The 19,961-nt window shown below is 63.7% G+C and carries 1 protein-coding gene (running past one end of the window); it reads left to right on the forward strand.

The features are described from left to right. A protein-coding gene (locus BM216_RS34030; protein ID WP_177230777.1) for an Ig-like domain-containing protein crosses the window boundary here: on the forward strand, window positions 1-19,961 show its 5' portion. Its footprint extends 12,064 nt past the window's final position; 19,961 of the gene's 32,025 nt are visible here — the first part of the coding sequence; the start codon lies at window positions 1-3; its stop codon lies off the right edge, out of view.

The raw sequence follows: 19,961 nt of genomic DNA on the forward strand, positions 1-19,961 counted from the left end.
ATGAACGAGCACTTTTCTCGTCCCGGGAAAACGCTTTCGGCCGATAAGAAAAAGACGAAGTCGAAGCGGGGGGCGCAGGATCGGTTCGCCTCGTCTCTGATGGAGCTCGAGCAGCGCATCGCCTTCGATGCTGCCGGTGCCGCAACCATAGACCACACAAAGGATGAGCATTCCGCGACGCCCGACGACGGCGGCGATGCCTCGCATCATCAGGATGCCGGAACCAAGGATAGTGACGCACTAGCCGCAGCCCTTGCGGCCGTTCCGGAACAGGGCCAGACGGAAACGCAACCGGTGGACGAACCTGCACGGCAGGTCGTGGTCGTCGACAGTTCCGTACCCGACTACGAATCACTGCTGCAGGGAATAGACGGAGACTTCGAGGTCATCGTCCTTGAAAAGGGTCGTGACGGGGTCGAGCAGCTGGCCGAAGCACTGTCCCACATGAAGGACATCGATGCCGTCCACATCATCTCCCACGGCGACGAAGGCAGGCTGTATCTCGGTTCCGCCGAGCTGACGATCGAATCGATGAGCGGCGACTATGCCGACGAGCTGCAAAGCCTGAAAAGCGTCCTGACGGACGACGCCGACATCATGATCTATGGCTGCGATTTCGCCCGGGGCGAACTCGGCCAGAACGCAGCCCGGATGATGGGCTACATGACTGGCGCAGACATCGCGGCATCGACCGACGCGACGGGCGCGGCAGATCTCGGCGGCGATTGGGATCTCGAATACAGCACCGGCGACATTGATGCGAAGGTGGCACCGACACTGGATGCCCAGCGCGACTATGCCGAACTCATGAATGTCCAGGCTTCCGTCGGCAACGGCGCATTGCTGGTCGTATCGGGCCGGACCATCTACAGCGTCGATGTCACGACCGGCAAGGCGACAGCAATCACCACGGCACCGACCACGATCGGTGGCGTCAGCCTCAGCGACACGCTCAATTCGCTCGCGGTCGATCAGGCGAACGGCCTGATCTACTACACCGACAGCAACAACGCGAACACCAACCGCGCCCTGTTCGCCTATGACTTCGTCAACAACACCCACATCCTGATCGACAACGACCTGACCAATAACGGCGCCGGACTGAGCATCACCGTCGGCACGAGCGGTGTGGGAGGTGGAGCAGGCACCTTCTACAACGGCTCGCTTTACCTCGGCATCGAAAATGTCAGCGGCACCGACGACCAGATCTGGCGCATCACCTTCAGCGGCAACGGCCGTACCATCGCGGGCGCATCGGCCTTCGGGGCAGCCATCACAGGCACCAACGACTGGGGCGATTTCGCGATCGACACGACGAACAACTATCTCCTCAGCATCAGCGGCGCGTCCTCCGCCATCACGCGCTATAATCTGTCGACAGGCGCGATCGTCAGCACGCTGACCAACCCGACCGGCACAACACTAGCCCAGGGTGGCGGCGACCTGAACGGCAATACCTATCTCGTCGGCTCGTCGATCCAACAGATCAACGTGTCAACGGGTGCCGCAATCGGATCGGCGATCGCCATTACAACCAACGGCACGACCGCGATCGGCACGGTTGCCGATGGTGCCCGCTGGGTGCCGCCGACCGGCTCGATCGGCGACCAGATCTATGACGACAACAACACGAACGGCACCTTCGACAGCGGTGATGCCGGCATCGCGAACGTGACCGTGCAATTGATCGATGACGTCAACGGTAACGGCGTTGTCGACAGCGGCGAACGCGTACTGGCAACCGACATCACAAATGCGAACGGCACGTACCTCTTCACCGGCTTCCTGCCCGGCCAATACATCGTGCGCGTTACCGATGCGAATGGCGTGCTCGGCAGCGCCCCTCTGACGACCGCCGCAACGCAGGCGATCACGCTGACGACCGTCGGTGCGGCAAATGTCGCGGCGGACTTCGGCTACAATGCCCAGGCACCGATCGTCGACCTGAATTCCGGCACCACCCCGACGCAGATCATCACCAATGGCGGCACGCCGGGAACGACCGGCTGGACGGTGGGCGGCAGTGGCGGGGTAGCGAATGGCGGATTCGCCTGGACGACCGATGGCGGCACCGGGACGCTGACCCAGACCAATATTTCCGGCTGGAATGATGGCCTTGCGCCGTCAGGTGCAGCACAGCTGGTCTTTGATGTGGGCTGGAGCAACAACTTGCTGCTTGGCCTGTCGAACGACAACAACACGCCGGCAACGCTCGACATCACCATCGGTGGCGTTCTTTATGCGCGCGTCACAACCGGAACGACCGGCGGCACCCCGAACACGGCGACGATCACCTATTTCAATGGTGCCAGCGGCTCGCCCTCCACCGTCGCGGCATCTGCCGCCGGCACGACGGCCTGGGGCCGCACGACGGTGACGTTGAACCTGCCGTCAACGGTGGCCCCGACCGGTAACCTCGTCTTCAGCTATTCCGCCGCGGGCGGCCTGCTGACACCGAGCACGGACGATATCTTCATCGACAATGTCAGCGCCTTGACCAATGTCGATACCGTGGCCGGCGTGAACTACACGACGACCTATACGGAGAATGGCGCAGGCGTTTCGATCGGCAGCACCGTGACCGATGTGCGCGACCTCGATAGCACCACCATCCGCTCCGCCACGATCGTGCTGACCAATGCCCAGGCCGGAGACCTCCTGACCCTCGGCACCCTGCCAAGCGGCATAAGCGGCTCGGTCGATACATCCGTTGCGGGACAGGTCACCGTGACGCTGACCGGCACGGCGACCAAGGCAAATTATGCGGCCGCGATCCGCGGCATCACCTTCTCCAACAGCGGCGACAACCCCGGCACCACGGCACGCGTGATCAACGTCACGGTTAGCGACGGCGGCCTGACATCGGCCGTAGCCACCTCGACGATAAGCGTCATCGCCGTCGACGACGCGCCGGTCAACACGCTGCCCGCTTCCGGCTGGACGACCAACGAAGATACAAGCGTGGCGCTGTCCGGTCTGTCGATCGCCGATCTCGATGCCGGCAACGGTACGATGACGGTCACGCTAAATGTCGCGACCGGCACGATCACCGCCGCTTCGGGCGGCAACGTCACGGTGACGGGTTCCGGCACCGGCACGATCACACTGTCCGGTACGCTCGCCAACATCAACGCCTATCTGGCCTCCGCCGCAGCCCCGCTCTATGTGCCCGTCGCCGACGCCAACGGCACTGTCGTCCTGACCATGACGACGAACGACAACGGCAATACCGGCACCGGCGGTCCGCTGACCGATGTCGATACCCGCAACATCACCATCAACGCGGTCAACGACGCGCCCGTTCTCGACCTCGATGGTTCGACGGCCGGTTCAGGCTATTCGATCGGCTACACGGAAAACGCCGCCGGCGTGGCGATCGCCAATGCCAATAACTCGGTCATCGACGTCGACAACGCCAACATGGCGTCCGCTACGGTCGTCATCACCAATGGCCAGGTCGGCGATGTGCTTGCCGCCAACGGCACACTGCCGACCGGCATCACCGCGAGCTACAATTCGGCAACCTACACGCTGACGCTGACGGGATCTGCCACCAAGGCCGCCTATCAGACGGCGCTGGCGCAGATCCTCTATTCCTCCACCTCGGACAATCCGACGATCGGCGGCACCGCGACCGGTCGCAATATCAGCGTCACCGTCAGTGACGGAGCGCTCGCCTCCAATACCGCAGTCACGACGGTCGCGATCACGGCTGTCAACGACGCCCCCGTCAATACCCTTCCCGCGGCCGGCTGGTCGACCAACGAGGATACCAGCGTCGCGTTGACCGGGCTTTCCATTGCCGACCTCGATGCCGCGAGCGGCACGATGTCGGTGACGCTCAATGTCACGTCGGGCGCGATCACGGCGACCTCCGGCGGCAGCGTCACCGTGACGGGATCCGGCACGAACACGATCGTCCTGTCCGGCACGCTCGCCAATATCAATGCCTATCTAGCCTCGGCGGCAGCACCTGTTTACGTCCCGGTTGCCGACGCCAACGGCGCGGTCACGTTGAGAATGACCACCAGCGATGCGGGAAACACCGGAACCGGCGGCCCGCTTACCGATTCCGACACGGTCACGATCACCATCGCGCCGGTCAACGATCCCCCGATCCTCGATCTCGATACGGGAAGCACCGGTACCGGCTATTCCACCAGCTACACGGAAAACGGCACCGGCGTCGCAATCACCGGTGCGGCGAGCCTGATCACCGATGTCGACAACGCCAACATGGCATCGATGACGGTCGTGATTTCCAACGGTCAGGCCGGTGACATGCTTGCCGCAGGCGGACTGCCGGCCGGCATCACCGCCAGCTACAATGCGGCGACCTTCACGCTGACGCTGACCGGTTCGGCCACCAAGGCGGATTACCAGACGGCGCTGCAGGCGGTTCGGTACTCCTCGACATCCGAAAACCCGTCGACCATCGCCCGCGCGATCAATGTCACCACCAATGACGGCGCAGCCAATTCAAACACGGCAGTTGCGAGCGTCAACGTGATCGCGGTCAACGACGCGCCGGTCAACACGGTGCCCGGACCGGCGACGGTGCAGGAAGACGTGCTGACGGCGATCACCGGCCTCTCGGTCACCGACGTCGACAGCACCAATGTTACGGTGACATTGACGGTGGCGAACGGCATCCTCTCTCCGTCGACCACGGCCGGCACGGTGACCGGTTCGGGCACAGGGACGGTCACGATCTCCGGCACGCAGGCGCAGGTGAACAGCGTGCTTGCCTCGCTGCGCTACCAGGGCAATGCCGACTATAACGGTTCCGACACGCTGACCATGGTCACCTCGGATGGCTCGCTCTCCGACACCGATACGGTCGCGATCACCATCACGCCGGTCGCCGATATCGTGCCTGATACCGTAACGACGACGGAAGACACGCCACTCAGCTTCAATGTCATCACCGGCACCAATGGCGCATCCGCCGACAACTTCGAGAATTCCGGCCGGACGCTGACTTCAGTCACCCAGCCACCTGCCGGCCAGGGCACCGTCACCTTCAATGCCGACGGCACGATCACCTATACGCCGACGGCCGATTTCAACGGCCAGACGAGCTTCACCTATACGGTCACGTCCGGCGGCGTGACCGAGACGGCAACGGTTACGGTCAACGTCACCGCCGTCAACGACGCGCCGATCAACACCCTGCCCGCCTCCGGCTGGGCGACCAGCGAGGATACCGGCGTCGCCCTGACCGGCCTGTCGATCGCCGATGTCGATGCCGGCGCCGGCACGATGACCGTCCAGCTTGCCGTCACGTCCGGCAGCATCACGGCGACCTCAGGCGGCAGCGTCTCCGTTGCAGGTTCCGGCACCGGCACGATCACGCTGACCGGCACGCTCGCCAATATCAACGCCTACCTCGCTTCCGCGGCAGCGCCTGTCTATGCACCCGTCGCCAATGCGAGCGGCAGCGTCACACTGACCATGACGACCAGCGATGGCGGCAATACCGGTACCGGCGGCACGCTGACCGACATCGATACGCGCCCCATCACCATCTCTGCCGTCAACGATGCCCCGATCAACACCTTGCCCGGCAGCTATTCGACGGCGGAAGACACATCTGTCGGCCTCACCGGCATACAGATCTCCGACGTGGATGCCGCCACCGGCACGATGACAGTGACGCTGGGCGTCAACTCGGGGATACTGACGGCCAGCGCGGCTGGCGGCGTCACGGTGTCGGGTTCCGGCACGGGGACGATCACGCTCACCGGCACGCTTGCCAATATCAACACATTCCTCGCGGGCGCATCCCGCCCGACTTTTATACCGGTTACCGATTTCAACGGCGCCGTGACCCTGACCATGACCACCAATGACGGTGGCAACACCGGTTCCGGCGGTGCGCTGACGGATGTGGACACCTCGACCATAACGGTCACCGCAGTCAACGATGCACCGATCCTCGATCTCGACGCATCGGGTGCCGGCACGGGCTTCACCACCAGCTATACGGAAAACGGCACCGGCGTTGCGATCGTCGATACCGATGTGCTGGTGACCGATGTCGACAATGCCAATATGACATCGGCCACGATCGTCATAGCCAACGGCCAGGCGGGCGATGCGCTGTCCATAGCGGGCACGCTGCCGACCGGTATCGCCTTCAGCTACAATGCTGCAACCTTCACGCTGACGCTGACCGGCTCTGCCACCAAGGCGGACTACCAGACCGCATTGCAGCAGATCCGCTATTCGTCGAGCTCCGACGATCCGGGTTCGACCGCCCGCACGATCAACGTCTTCGTCAATGACGGCGCAGCGAATTCCAACACTGCGGTCGCCACCGTCTCGGTCATTCCGGTCAACGATCCGCCGGTCAACACGCTGCCGACAGGCTACACGACCGCCGAGGACACCAACCTGTCGCTGAGCGGGCTGTCGCTCGCCGATCCGGATGCCGGCACGGGTACGATGACCGTTTCGCTCTCGGTGAATTCCGGCACGATCGTCGCGACGGGAAGCGGCGGTGTCGCGATCTCCGGCTCGGGTACCGGCACGATCACACTTTCCGGCACGCTCGCCAATATCAACGCCTATCTGGCCGCTGCTGCGAGCCAGCCGGTCTACACCCCGGTCGCCGATTTCAACGGCGCCGTGACGCTGACCATGACGAGCAGCGACGGTTCGCTTACCGATACCGACAGCCGGACGATCACCGTCACGCCGGTGGCGGACATAACCAATGACACGGTGACGACCAACGAAGACACCGCGGCGACGATCAACGTCAATGCCAATGACAGTTTTGAGAATGCCGGCCATACGATCACCGCCATCAATGGCAGCTCGATCGTCTCGAACGGTGTCGTTACCGTAACGAACGGCACCGTTCGCCTCAATGCCGACGGAACGCTGACCTTCACCCCGGCAGCCGATTACAACGGCCAGACGACCTTCACCTATACCGTCACCTCCGGTGGCGTGACCGAAACGGCAACCGTGACCGTCAATGTCACCGCCGTCAACGATGCACCGGTCAACACGGTGCCAGGTGCGCAGACGACGGCCGAGGACTCGGCTCTGTCGATCAGCGGCGTCAGCGTTTCGGATGTCGATGGCGGGTCGCTGACCACGACCGTCAGCGTTACCAATGGCGCGCTCTCCGTTACCGCAGGCGGCGGTGCCACGATAACCAACAACGGCACCGGCACGGTCACGATCGCCGGCACGGCGGCCCAGATCAATGCCGCGCTTGCCGGTCTCGCCTATACACCGACGGCCGATTACAACGGCTCGGCCCAGCTGACGGTCGTCACCTCGGACGGCCAGCTCAGCGATACGGACGGCATCGCCATCAGCGTCACGCCTGTTGCCGATATCGCCAACGACAGCGTCACGACCAATGAGGACACGGCGGTGACGATCAACGTCAACGCCAATGACAGTTTTGAAAATGCCGGCCACACGATCACCGCCATCAACGGCACGGCGGTGGCGGTCAACGGCACGGTTACGGTTGCCAATGGCACCGCGCGGCTAAATGCCGACGGCACGATCACCTTCACCCCGGCTGCCGACTATAACGGCCAGACGACGTTCACCTATACCGTCGCATCCGGCGGAGTGACCGAGACCGCGACAGTCACCGTCAATGTCACGCCGGTGAATGACGCACCGGTCAACACCGTGCCGGGTGCGCAGACGATCGCCGAGGACGGCACTATCACCTTCTCTCCCGCGGCCGGTAATGCCATCTCGGTTGCCGATATCGACAGCGGTACGCTGACGGTGACGGTCAATGTCACCAACGGCGCCTTCTCGCTTTCCGGCATCACGGGCCTGACATTCACGGCCGGCGACGGCACGTCCGACGCGACCATGACCTTCTCGGGCACCGCCGCCGCGATCAATGCGGCGCTGGCTGGCGCAACCTATGTGCCGACCCGCGATTACAATGGCCCGGCACAGATCTCGCTCACCACCTCGGATGGTACGCTGACCGACAGCGATACGATCGGCGTGACCATTACATCCGTTGCCGATATCGCCAACGATTCCGTCTCCACCGACGAGGATGTCGCGGTCACCATCCCGGTTCTCGCCAATGACACGTTCGACAATCCCGGCCGCACGATCACCGCGATCAACGGCACGGCCATTGCCGCCGGCGGCACGGTTGCGGTCAGCAACGGCAGCGTCCAGCTGACGGCCGGCGGTCAGCTCGTCTTCACCCCGACGCTCGACTATAACGGCGTCACCACCTTCACCTACACCGTCACCTCGGGCGGCGTCACCGAAACGGGAACCGTCACCGTCGCGGTCGCTTCGATCAACACGCCGCCGGTGAACACCATCCCGGCCAATTACACGACGCTTGAGGATTCGGCACTCGGCCTCACCGGCCTTTCGATCAGCGATGCCGATGCAGGCACGGGAGCCGTCTCCGTCACGCTCGCCGTCGATACGGGACGCTTGAACGCCACGACGGCAGGCGGCGTCACAGTCACCGGCAACGGCACCGGCCAGATTGTCCTGTCCGGTACGATCTCCGCCATCAACGCCTATCTCGCAGGTAGCTCGCGGCCGAGTTTCACCCCCGCCGCCAACTCCGTCGCCAATGTCACGCTGACGATGACGACCAATGACAACGGCAATACCGGCGGCCCGGCGCTGACCGATATCGACACGTCGACAATCGCCATCACTCCGGTCAACGATGCACCTGCCGGCACCGACAAGACGATCACGCTTGCAGAAGACGGCAGCTACGCGTTCACGGCAGCCGATTTCGGCTTCACCGATCCGAACGATTCACCCGCCAACACGCTGTCGGCCATCGTCATCAACACGCTGCCGACCAACGGCGTCCTTTCCCTCGGCGGCGTGCCGGTCACCGCCGGCCAAGTTATCAATGCGGCAAGCATCGGCAGTCTTACCTTCACGCCAACCGCCAATGCCAATGGCGCGGCACTCGCCTCCTTCACATTCCAGGTGCGCGACAATGGCGGCACCACCAACGGCGGCGTCGATACCGATCCGACGCCGAACACGATCACCTTCAACGTCACGGCCGTCAACGACGCGCCGGTCAACACGCTACCGGGCAGCTTTGCCACCAACGAGGACACGGCACTGGCCCTGACTGGGCTGTCGATTGCCGATGTCGATGCCGGTACCGGCAATGTCACGGTGACGCTGTCGGTCGGCTCGGGCACGCTCGCGGCCACGGCCGGTGGCAGTGTCGCGATTTCCGGCTCCGGCACGAGCACCATCACGCTGACCGGCACGATCGCCAACATCAACGCCTTCCTCGGCGGCGCCTCGCGGCCGGTCTATACGCCGGTCGCCAATGCCAATGGCGCAGTGACGTTGACCATGGTCACCAACGATGGCGGCAATACCGGCACGGGTGGCGCACTTTCAGACACCGATACGGCAACGATCTCGATTGCACCGGTCAACGATGCTCCTGTCGGCTCGAACGCCGCGATCAGCACCAATGAGGACACTGTCTTCTCCGGCACGCTGCCGGTCGCGACCGACGTCGACGGCGATCCGCTGACCTATTCCGCCGGCTCCACCGGTCCCTCGCACGGTGTCGTGGTCGTCAATGCCAACGGCACATATACCTACGCACCGGCGGCCAATTTCAACGGCACCGACACCTTCACCTACCGTGTGAGTGATGGCACGGCGACGGTCGAATACACGGTCACCGTCACGGTAAACGCCGTGAACGACGCGCCGGTCGCGGCCAATGACACTGCTCAGACCGCCGCCAACAGCAATGTCGCCGCTAATGTCCTGACCAACGACTCTGATGTCGACGGAGACCCGCTGACCGTCTCTCAGGTCAATGGCGTCGCCGGCAATGTCGGGGTTGCGGTCGCGGGCTCCAATGGCGGCACATTCACGATCGGCGCCAATGGCGCGGCAATCTTCAATCCGGGCACGGCTTTCGTCGACCTCGCCGCAGGCCAGACGCGCACGAGCTCCATCACCTACCAGGTCTCGGACGGCAATGGCGGCACCGCCACCGCGACCTTCACCGTCACGGTGACCGGCATCAATGATGCACCGATCTCCACCCCGATCGCAAACCAGAGTTCCAGTGACGCGCAGGCGATCTCGCTCAACGTTTCCGGCAATTTCAGCGATCCGGATGCCGGCGACAGCCTGACATTCACTGCAACCGGCCTGCCACCCGGCCTGTCGATCAGTGCCGCCGGCGTGATCACCGGCACGATCAACCGCAGCGCCAGCGTCACCGGTCCCTATTCGGTCACCGTGACGGCCACCGACAGTGCCGGCGCGCAGGCGAGCCGCAGCTTCACATGGGCCGTCGCCAACCCGGCGCCGATCGCCGGCAACGATTCCTTCGCCACCACCGAAAATGCCGCGATCAACGGCTCGGTGCTGACCAATGACAGCGACCCGGACGGCGATCCGATCACGGTTTCGGCTGTCGGCGGGAGCGGCGCCGGCGTCGGTGCGGCGGTCGCCGGCTCGAACGGCGGCACCTTTACGATCAACGCCGACGGTACCTATGCCTTCAATCCGGGCACTGCATTCGACAACCTCGCCGCAGGCCAGACCCGCACGACCTCGGTCACCTACGCCATCTCCGACGGCCAGGGCGGTACCGCGACGGCAACCGTCACCGTCACGGTTACCGGTCAGAACGATGCACCTGTCGCGGTCAACGACACATTCACCACCAACGAGGATACGGCCGTCACATTCAATGTGTTGGCGAACGACTCGGATGTCGACGGTGGCACGCTTTCCGTCACGGCGATCAACGGCACCGCGATCTCCGCCGGAAACCCGGTGACGGTCACGGGTGGCGTGGTTTCGCTCAATGCGAATGGAACGCTGACCTTCACGCCCGCCACCAATTACAACGGCAGCCCGAGCTTCACCTATACCGTCTCCGACGGCCAGGGCGGCGCGACGACGGCAACCGTCAACGGCACGGTCAATCCGGTGCAGGATCCGCCGGTGGCAACCGACGACACGTTCACCACCAATGAAGACACCGCCGTTACTTTCGACGTGCGCGCCAATGACTCGGATGTCGATGGCGACCCGCTGACGGTGACGCGCATCAACGGCACGGCGATTTCCTCCGGCGGCTCGGTCGCTGTGACCGGCGGCACCGTCACGCTCAATGCCAACGGCACGCTGACCTTTAACCCGGCGGCCAACTACAATGGCAGCCCGAGCTTCACCTACACGATCTCCGACGGCCAGGGCGGCACGGCAACGGCAACCGTCAACGGCACGGTCAATCCGGTACAGGATCCACCGGTCGCCGGTAATGATACGTTCACGACCGCCGAGGACATGCCGACGACGATCTCCGTTCTCGGCAATGACAGCGACCCGGACGGCGATGCACTGACGATCACCGCCATCAACGGCACCGCGATCACCTCGGGCGCAACGGTTTCCGTTACCGGTGGCGCGGTGACGCTGAATGCCAACGGCACGCTCACCTTCACGCCCACCGCCAATTACAATGGCAGCCCGAGCTTCACCTACACGATTTCCGACGGCAATGGCGGCACCGCGACCGCAACCGTCAACGGCACGGTAACCCCGGTCAACGATGCACCGGTTGCCGGCAACGACACGTTTACGACTGCCGAAGATACGGCCGTCACCATCAATGTCCGCGCCAATGATTCCGATGTCGATGGCGACACGCTGACAATCACGCAGATCAACGGCACAGCAATCGTTTCCGCTGCGACGGTCTCGGTCACTGGCGGCACTGTGACGCTGAATGCCAACGGCACTCTGACCTTCACCCCGGCCGCCAATTTCAACGGCAACCCGAGCTTCACCTACACCGTCTCCGACGGCAATGGCGGCACCGCGACGGCAACCGTCAACGGTACGGTCACGCCGGTAAACGATGCGCCGGTCGCCGGCAACGACACGTTCATCACACCGGAAGACACGGCGATCACCATTGATGTCAGAACCAATGACAGCGATGTGGATGGTGACGCCCTGACGGTGACGGCCATCAACGGCACGGCGATTGCGACAGGTCAGTCCGTTGCGATCACCGGCGGCTCCGTAAGGCTCGATGCAGACGGCCGGTTGAGCTTCACGCCGACCGCCAACTTCAATGGCGCAATAAGCTTCGGCTACACGGTCTCCGATGGCAATGGCGGCACCGCGACGGCGACCGTCAACGGCACCGTGACCGCAGTCAATGACGCGCCGATCTCCTCCAATGTCAGCATCTCGACGCAGGAAGATACCCCGTTCAGCGGCACGCTGACGGCAACCGATGTCGATGGCGACGCAATCACCTTCTCGGCCGGCACCACGACGCCCGCCAATGGCACCGTCACCATCAATGCCAACGGCACCTACACTTACACGCCGAACGCCAATTTCAACGGCAGCGACACGTTCAGCTTCGTCGTCACGGACCCGAACGGAGGACGCAACGAATACACGGTGACCGTCACCATTGCCGGCGAAAACGACGCGCCGGTCGGCACGCCGCTGCCCAACCGGTCCGCCAATGACGGCGCAACGGTGAATTTCGACGTATCCGGCTTCTTCTCCGATGCCGATGGCGACACGCTGACTTATGCCCAGACAGGTTTGCCGAGCGGGCTGAGCATCACCGCGGCCGGCGTGATCACCGGTACGATCGACAACCAGGCGAGCCAGGGCGGCACCAATGGCGCCTACACGGTGACGGTCACCGTCTCCGACGGCAATGGCGGCACGGCTCAGCAGACATTCACCCTAACGGTGTCGAACCCGGCACCGATCGCGGTGAACGACACTGCGACGACGGCCGAGGATACGGCCGTCACCATCAACGTGCTGGCGAACGACAGCGATCCGGACGGCGACCCGCTGACCATCACCGCGGCGACGGCGGCGCACGGTTCGGTGACGATCCTTGCCAATGGCCAGATCTCCTACCTGCCTTCGGCCAACTATAATGGCACCGACACGATCACCTACACGATCTCCGACGGCAATGGCGGCACGGCCACCGGCACGGTGACGGTCACCGTCACCCCGGTCAACGACGACCCCGTCGGCAGCCCGATCGCCGATCGCACCCGCAACGACGGCGACACGGACAGCCTCGACCTGTCGGCCTTCTTCTCCGATCCCGAAGGCAATGCGCTGACCTATACCGTCGAGGGCCTTCCTGCTGGCCTGACGCTGAGCGGGAATACGATCTCCGGCGACATTGCCGCCGATGCATCGGGGCCGACGGGGGAGCGGGTCTATACCGTCCGCGTCACGGCATCCGATGGTGCCGGCGGCACGGCGGTGATCACCTTCAGCTACACCGTCCTCAACATCCCTCCGGTCGCCAATGACGATGCAGTCACGACCGACGAGGACACGCCGGTCGATATCGACATCCTCGCCAATGACAGCGATCCGGATGGCGATGCGGCCGAGGTGATCCGCGTCAACAACCAGGTCCTGACACCCAATGGCGTGGCGGTTGAAACCACCCATGGATCGGTAAGACTGATCGAAAACCCGGACGGCAGCCAGTTCCTGCGCTTCACGCCAGACGCCGATTATAACGGACAGGAAAGCTTCAGCTACACGATCGACGACGGCAATGGCGGGATGGATACGGCAACGGTGACGGTCACCGTGCTGCCGGTCAACGACGATCCGACCCCGACCCAGCCGATTCCGGACCGCGTACGCGCCGACGGCCAGTCCTTCTCCTATGACGTTTCGGACTTCTTCACCGATCCGGATGGCGACGACCTGACCTTCACCATCAGCGGCCTGCCGGCAGGACTGTCATACAATGCCGCGACCGGCCTGATCTTCGGCAATATCGACCACAATGCCAGCCGGGGCGGAAATAACGGCGTCTATACGGTCACGATCACAGCCTCGGACGGTACGTCGACGACCCCGGCGCAGACCTTCCAGCTTACCGTCACCAATCCGGGCCCGACGGCCAACAACGACACAGTCACGGTCAACGAAGACACAACGATCACCATCAACCCGCTCGCCAACGATATCGATCCCGATGGCGATACGCTGACGATCACCGCAGCGAGTGCCGGCAACGGAAGCGTCACGATCAATGCCAACGGCACCATCACCTATCTTCCGGAATTGAATTTCAACGGCGTCGACACGATCGTCTATACGATTTCCGATGGCGACGGCGGTGTTTCGACGGCAACGATCCGGGTCACGGTAACGCCGGTCAACGACAACCCGACTTCGGATCCGATCCCCGACCAGTATGACAGCGACAGCCAGTCTGTCAGCTATGACGTCAGCCCTTATTTCGATGATGTCGACGGCGATACGCTGACCTTCGAAGCTGAAGGCCTGCCGCCCGGCCTCACCATGGATGAAGCCGGCCGCATTACCGGCACGCTTGCGGCCAATGCATCGAACGGCGGCCCCTATGCGGTCGAGATCACCGCATCCGATGGCAATGGCGGCACGACTGTCCGCACCGTCACCTGGTACGTCACCAACCTGCCGCCCAAGGCCTTCAACGACACGCTGACGCTCGGCGAGAACACGTCCGGTGGCGGCAATGTCCTGAGCAACGATCAGGACCCGGACGGTGACCCCCTGAGCGTCGACCAGGTCGAGGGCGCAGGCGTCAATGTCGGCGTGGCTGTCCAGGGCTCCAATGGCGGCACGTTCGTCATCAACGCCAACGGCACCTACACGTTCAACCCGGGCACCGACTTCGACGACATGTCCGTCGGCGATCCGCCGCGCACGACGACCATCACCTACCGCGTCACCGATGGCACGAATGTCGATACGGCGACGATCACCGTAACCATCAACGGCGTCAACGACGCCCCGACCGCCGATACGATCCCGAACTATACCCGCGCCGACGGTCAGTCGCTGACCACGCATCCGCTGCATCTCGGCGCCTTCTTCCAGGATATCGATGCCAACGACACGCTGACCTTCACGGAGGACGGCCTGCCGCAGGGCCTGACCATGGCTGCGGACGGCACGATCACCGGGACGATCGACAATGCAGCCAGCCAGGGCGGCCCGAACGGAGATGGCGTCTATACGGTCACCGTCACCGCCTCCGACGGCCGGGGCGGAACGGTGGAACAGACCTTCAGCTTCACCGTCACCAATCCTGCCCCGACAGCCAATAACGACACGGTCGTTACAGGCGAGGACACGCCCGTCACCTTCAACCCGATCACCGGCGAAGGCACGACCAGCGGCGACGACGGAGCGGATACCGACCCGGACGGCGATGCGCTGTTCATCGACCCGGATTTCGAGCCGGTCGCCGGCAACGGCACGGTCGTCGTCAATCAGGACGGAACCCTTACTTATACCCCGAACGCGAATTACAACGGCACCGACACGATCGTCTACCGCGTCACCGACGGCCAGGGCGGCTTCAGCACCGGCATCATCACCGTTTCCGTCGATGCCGAAAACGATCCGCCGATTTCCTCGCCGATCGCCGATCTCGATCGCAACGATGGCGAGGACATCAGCTTCGACATCTCCGGCAATTTCGCCGATCCGGAAGGCGAGCCGTTGACCTATGCGGCGAACGGCCTGCCGCCAGGACTTTTGATCGACCCCGAGACCGGCGTCATCTCCGGTACGATCGACCCGGGCGCCTCCGGCCCGACCGGCGTCCAGAATTATGTCGTCACCATCACGGCAACGGATCCGGATGGCGGCAGCGTCTCGGAGAACTTCACCTACACCATCCGGAATGTCGCCCCGAACGCCGAAAACGATACGGCAACGACGCCGGAAGATACGCCGGTCGACATCGACATCCTTGCAAACGACACGGATGCGGATGGCGATACCGATACGGTGATCCTCGTCGAAGGCGTCAACCTGACAGTCGGCGGCCCTGCGGTGATGACCGCCAACGGTTCCGTTCAGCTCGTGCTGAACGCTGCCGGCCGGGAAGTCCTGCGCTTTACTCCCAATGCCAATTTCAACGGCACGGAATCCTTCGCCTACACGATCGGAGATCGTAACGGCGGCACCGATAGCGCGACCGTCACGGTCACCGTGACGCCGGTCAACGATGCGCCGGTGGCAACACCGATCCCGGACCGCACGCAGGTCGACGGCTCCGCCTTCAGCCTCGATGTCCGGCCCTATTTCAGCGATGTCGACGGCCAGACGCTCACCTACACCGTTGGTGCGCTTCCGCCCGGCCTGACGTTCAACCCGGCAACCGGCCTGATCAGCGGCACGCTCGACGCCGCCGCGTCGCAGGGCAGCCCCTATACGATCACCGTCACCGCCAGTGACGGGACAGCCTCGGTCTCCGACAGTTTCGTCTTCACCGTTACCAACCCGGCACCTGAAGCGGCAAACGATACGGTCAACACATCGGAAGACACGCCGGTCACCTTCAACCCCATTACCGGCGAAGGCACGGCGAGCGGCGATGCCGGCGAAGACATCGATCCGGACGGCGACCCGCTGACCATTACCCAGATCGACGGTCAGGCCATTGCCGTGGGCGGCACGATTACGGTCGCAGGCGGCAGCGTCACGCTGATTGACGCGGACGGCAACCTGACCTTCACGCCGGCCCCCAACTTCAACGGCACGGTCGGCTTCACCTACCGCGTCAGCGACGGCAATGGCGGTTTCTCCGACGCTTCGGTGACGCTCAACATCGCCGCAGTGAACGACGCTCCGGTTATCGACCTGAACGGCACGGCAGCCGGGGGCACCGGCAACCAGGTTTCCTTCACCGAAGGCGACGCGCCGGTTAGGATCGTCACGCCGGATGCGATCGTCTCTGATGTCGAAGGCGGTATCGTCTCGCTCGACGTGAACCTTGCCGGCTTCACAGATGGCGGCAGCGAGGTCATCCATCTGAACGGTGCCGTCGATATCATTTTCGGCACGGCCTCGAGCGGCACGATTGCCTTCGGCGGCACGACCTTCTTCTACAGCTACAATGGCAGCAACGCCCTGCATTTCGAAAATGCCGCCGGCGCGTCCACACCCATGCCCGACGCTGCGGCGAGCGCATTGCTGCGCGCCCTGCAATACGAAAACCGCGACGACAATCCGACGGACGGCAACCGTACGCTGACGATTTCCGTCACCGACAACCAGAACGCCAAGACCCAAGCGGTGGCAACCGTCAGCGTCGGCGCGGTCAACAATCCGCCGGTCGCAGTCAACGACAATGCCACCACCGGCGAGAATACGCCGATCACCAACGGCCCGAGCGTGCTCGGCAATGACAGCGACGCCGAAGGTGCGACGCTCACCGTCATCGCGGTCGGCACCGGTGATCCGGGCGAGGCGATCGACGGCTCCGACGGCGGCACCTTCGTGATCGCCGCCGACGGCACCTATACGTTCGATCCCGGCACAGAGTTCGACGATCTTCAGGTCGGCGAGAGCCGCACGACGAACGTCACCTACACGATTTCCGACGGCCAGGGTGGCACCGCGACCGCGACGCTGACCATCACCGTCACAGGCGAGAACGATGCGCCGGTCGGCGGCGATTTCACGCTGGATGCGATGGAAGACACGACCGCGACAGGCTTCCTGCCGGTCACCGATGTCGACGGCGATCCGCTCACCTATGCGGTCACCGGCCAGCCGGCCAACGGCACGATCACGATCGGCACTGACGGTAGCTATACATATGTCCCGGCTGCCAATTTCTCCGGTGCCGACAGCTTCACCTATACGGTCAATGACGGCCGCACGACTGTGACCTTCACGGTCACCGTCAATGTCGAAAATGTCGAGGATCCGCCGGTCGGCGAGATCCCGAACCAGGCCTATGACGATGCCGAGGATGTCTCGCTCGACGTCTCGCAATTCTTCACCGACGCCGACGGCGACACGCTGACTTTCACCCAGGCCGGTCTGCCGGAAGGGCTGGAAATGAGTGCCGACGGCACGATCACCGGCACGCTCGAGAGCGATGCGTCGCAGGTGAGCGGCGGGGTCTATGTCGTCACCGTGACCGTCAGCGACGGCCAGACGGGCGGAACCATCACCCGCGAATTCACCATCACTGTCTCCAACCCGGCACCGATCGCCCAGAACGATGCGATCACGACTGAGGAGAACACGCCGGCCACCGGCTCCGTCTTCGCCAATAACGGTTCCGGTGCTGACAGCGATCCGGATGGCGATGCGATCAACGTCTCGGCTGTGAACGGCAACGCGGCCGGTGTCGGCGCAAGCGTTATCGGCACCGCTGGTGGCAGCTTTACGATCGCGGCAGGCGGTGGCTATACGTTCAATCCGGGCACGGATTTCGACGATCTCGCCGCCGGCGAGAGCCGCACCACGAGCGTCACCTACACCATCTCGGACGGTCAGGGCGGCACATCGACCGCGACCTTCACCGTCACGGTTACCGGCACCAACGATGCCCCGGTCGGAGCCGATACCACGATCGACGTTACCGAGGACACGGCCTTCAACGGCACCTTGCCCGTCGCTACCGATGCGGAAGGCCAGCCGCTGACCTATGCCGCCGGCAGCCAGCCCGACAACGGCCGCGTCGTCGTCAATGCCGACGGCACCTACACCTACACGCCCGACCCGAACTTCAACGGCGAAGACTCGTTTACCTATACCGTCAGCGACGGCACGGCGACCGTCACCTATACGGTCACCGTCAATGTCGGTGCGGTCAATGACGCACCGGCGCTCGGCAACGACACGTTCACGGTCGACGAGGACGGCAGCACGACGATCGACGTTCTTGCCAACGACAGCGATGCCGACAACGATCCCCTGACGATCACCGCAATCGATGGCCAGGCGATCGGTATGGGCGAAACCGTGTCCATCACCGGCGGCACGATCACGCTCAATGCGAACGGCACGCTGGCCTTCACGGCGGCCGCGAATTTCAACGGTCCGCTGACCTTCACCTACACCGTCTCGGATGGCACCACGACCTCGACTGCCACGGTCTCCGGTCAGGTCAATGCGGTCAACGATACACCTGTTGCGGTGGATGACGCAGCGACGACCGACGAGAACACCGCGATCGAGGGCAATGTCATCATCGGCAGCGACAGTGATCCGGATGGCGATACGCTGACGGTGATCGAAGTCGGCGCAGGCTCCAACGGTGTCGGCGCAACGCTTGCCGGCTCGAATGGCGGCAGCTTCGTCATCCTTGCCGACGGCTCCTACAGCTTCGATCCCGGCGCGGCCTTCCAGGATCTGCAGGCCGGCGAAAGCCGCACGACGTCGATCGCCTACACGATCTCCGACGGCAATGGCGGCACGGATACCGCGACGCTGACCGTCACCGTCACCGGCGTCAATGACGCTCCCACCGCCCCCACCCTGCCGCCGCGGACCGATGTCGATGGTGCCGCGATCAATCTCGATCTCGGCAGCCAGTTCTCCGACATCGATGGCGACACGCTGTCCTACACCGTCACCGGCCTGCCGACCGGCCTGACCTACGATCCCGCGACGGGCACGATCACCGGCACGATCGATCCCGCTGCCTCCGGCCCGACCGGCACATTCGCATTCACCGTCACCATGACGGCGAGCGACGGCAACGGCGGTTCGGTGGAGCGCAGCTTCACCTGGACCGTCACCAACCCCGTACCGGTGGCGCAGGACGACACCTTCTCGATCGACGAAGGCGACACGCTTGAAGGCAATGTGCTGGCCAATAACGGCAATGGCGCCGATGCGGACGAAGATCCGCTGACGGTCTCGCTGGTCAACGGACCGGCCAACGGAACCCTGACGCTGAATACCGACGGCACCTTCACCTATGAGCCGAATGCCTTCTTCAACGGCACGGACAGCTTCACCTATCAGGTCGATGACGGCAACGGCGGCATCGATACCGCGGTCGTCACGATCAATATCGGCGCGGTCAACGATCCGCCGGTCCCGGCCGACGACACGTTCGCGATCGACGAGGACGGCAGCGCCACGATCGATGTGCTCGGCAATGACAGCGA

It is taken from the genome of Rhizobium sp. NFR07, assembly GCF_900111905.1.
GTDB lineage: Bacteria > Pseudomonadota > Alphaproteobacteria > Rhizobiales > Rhizobiaceae > Neorhizobium.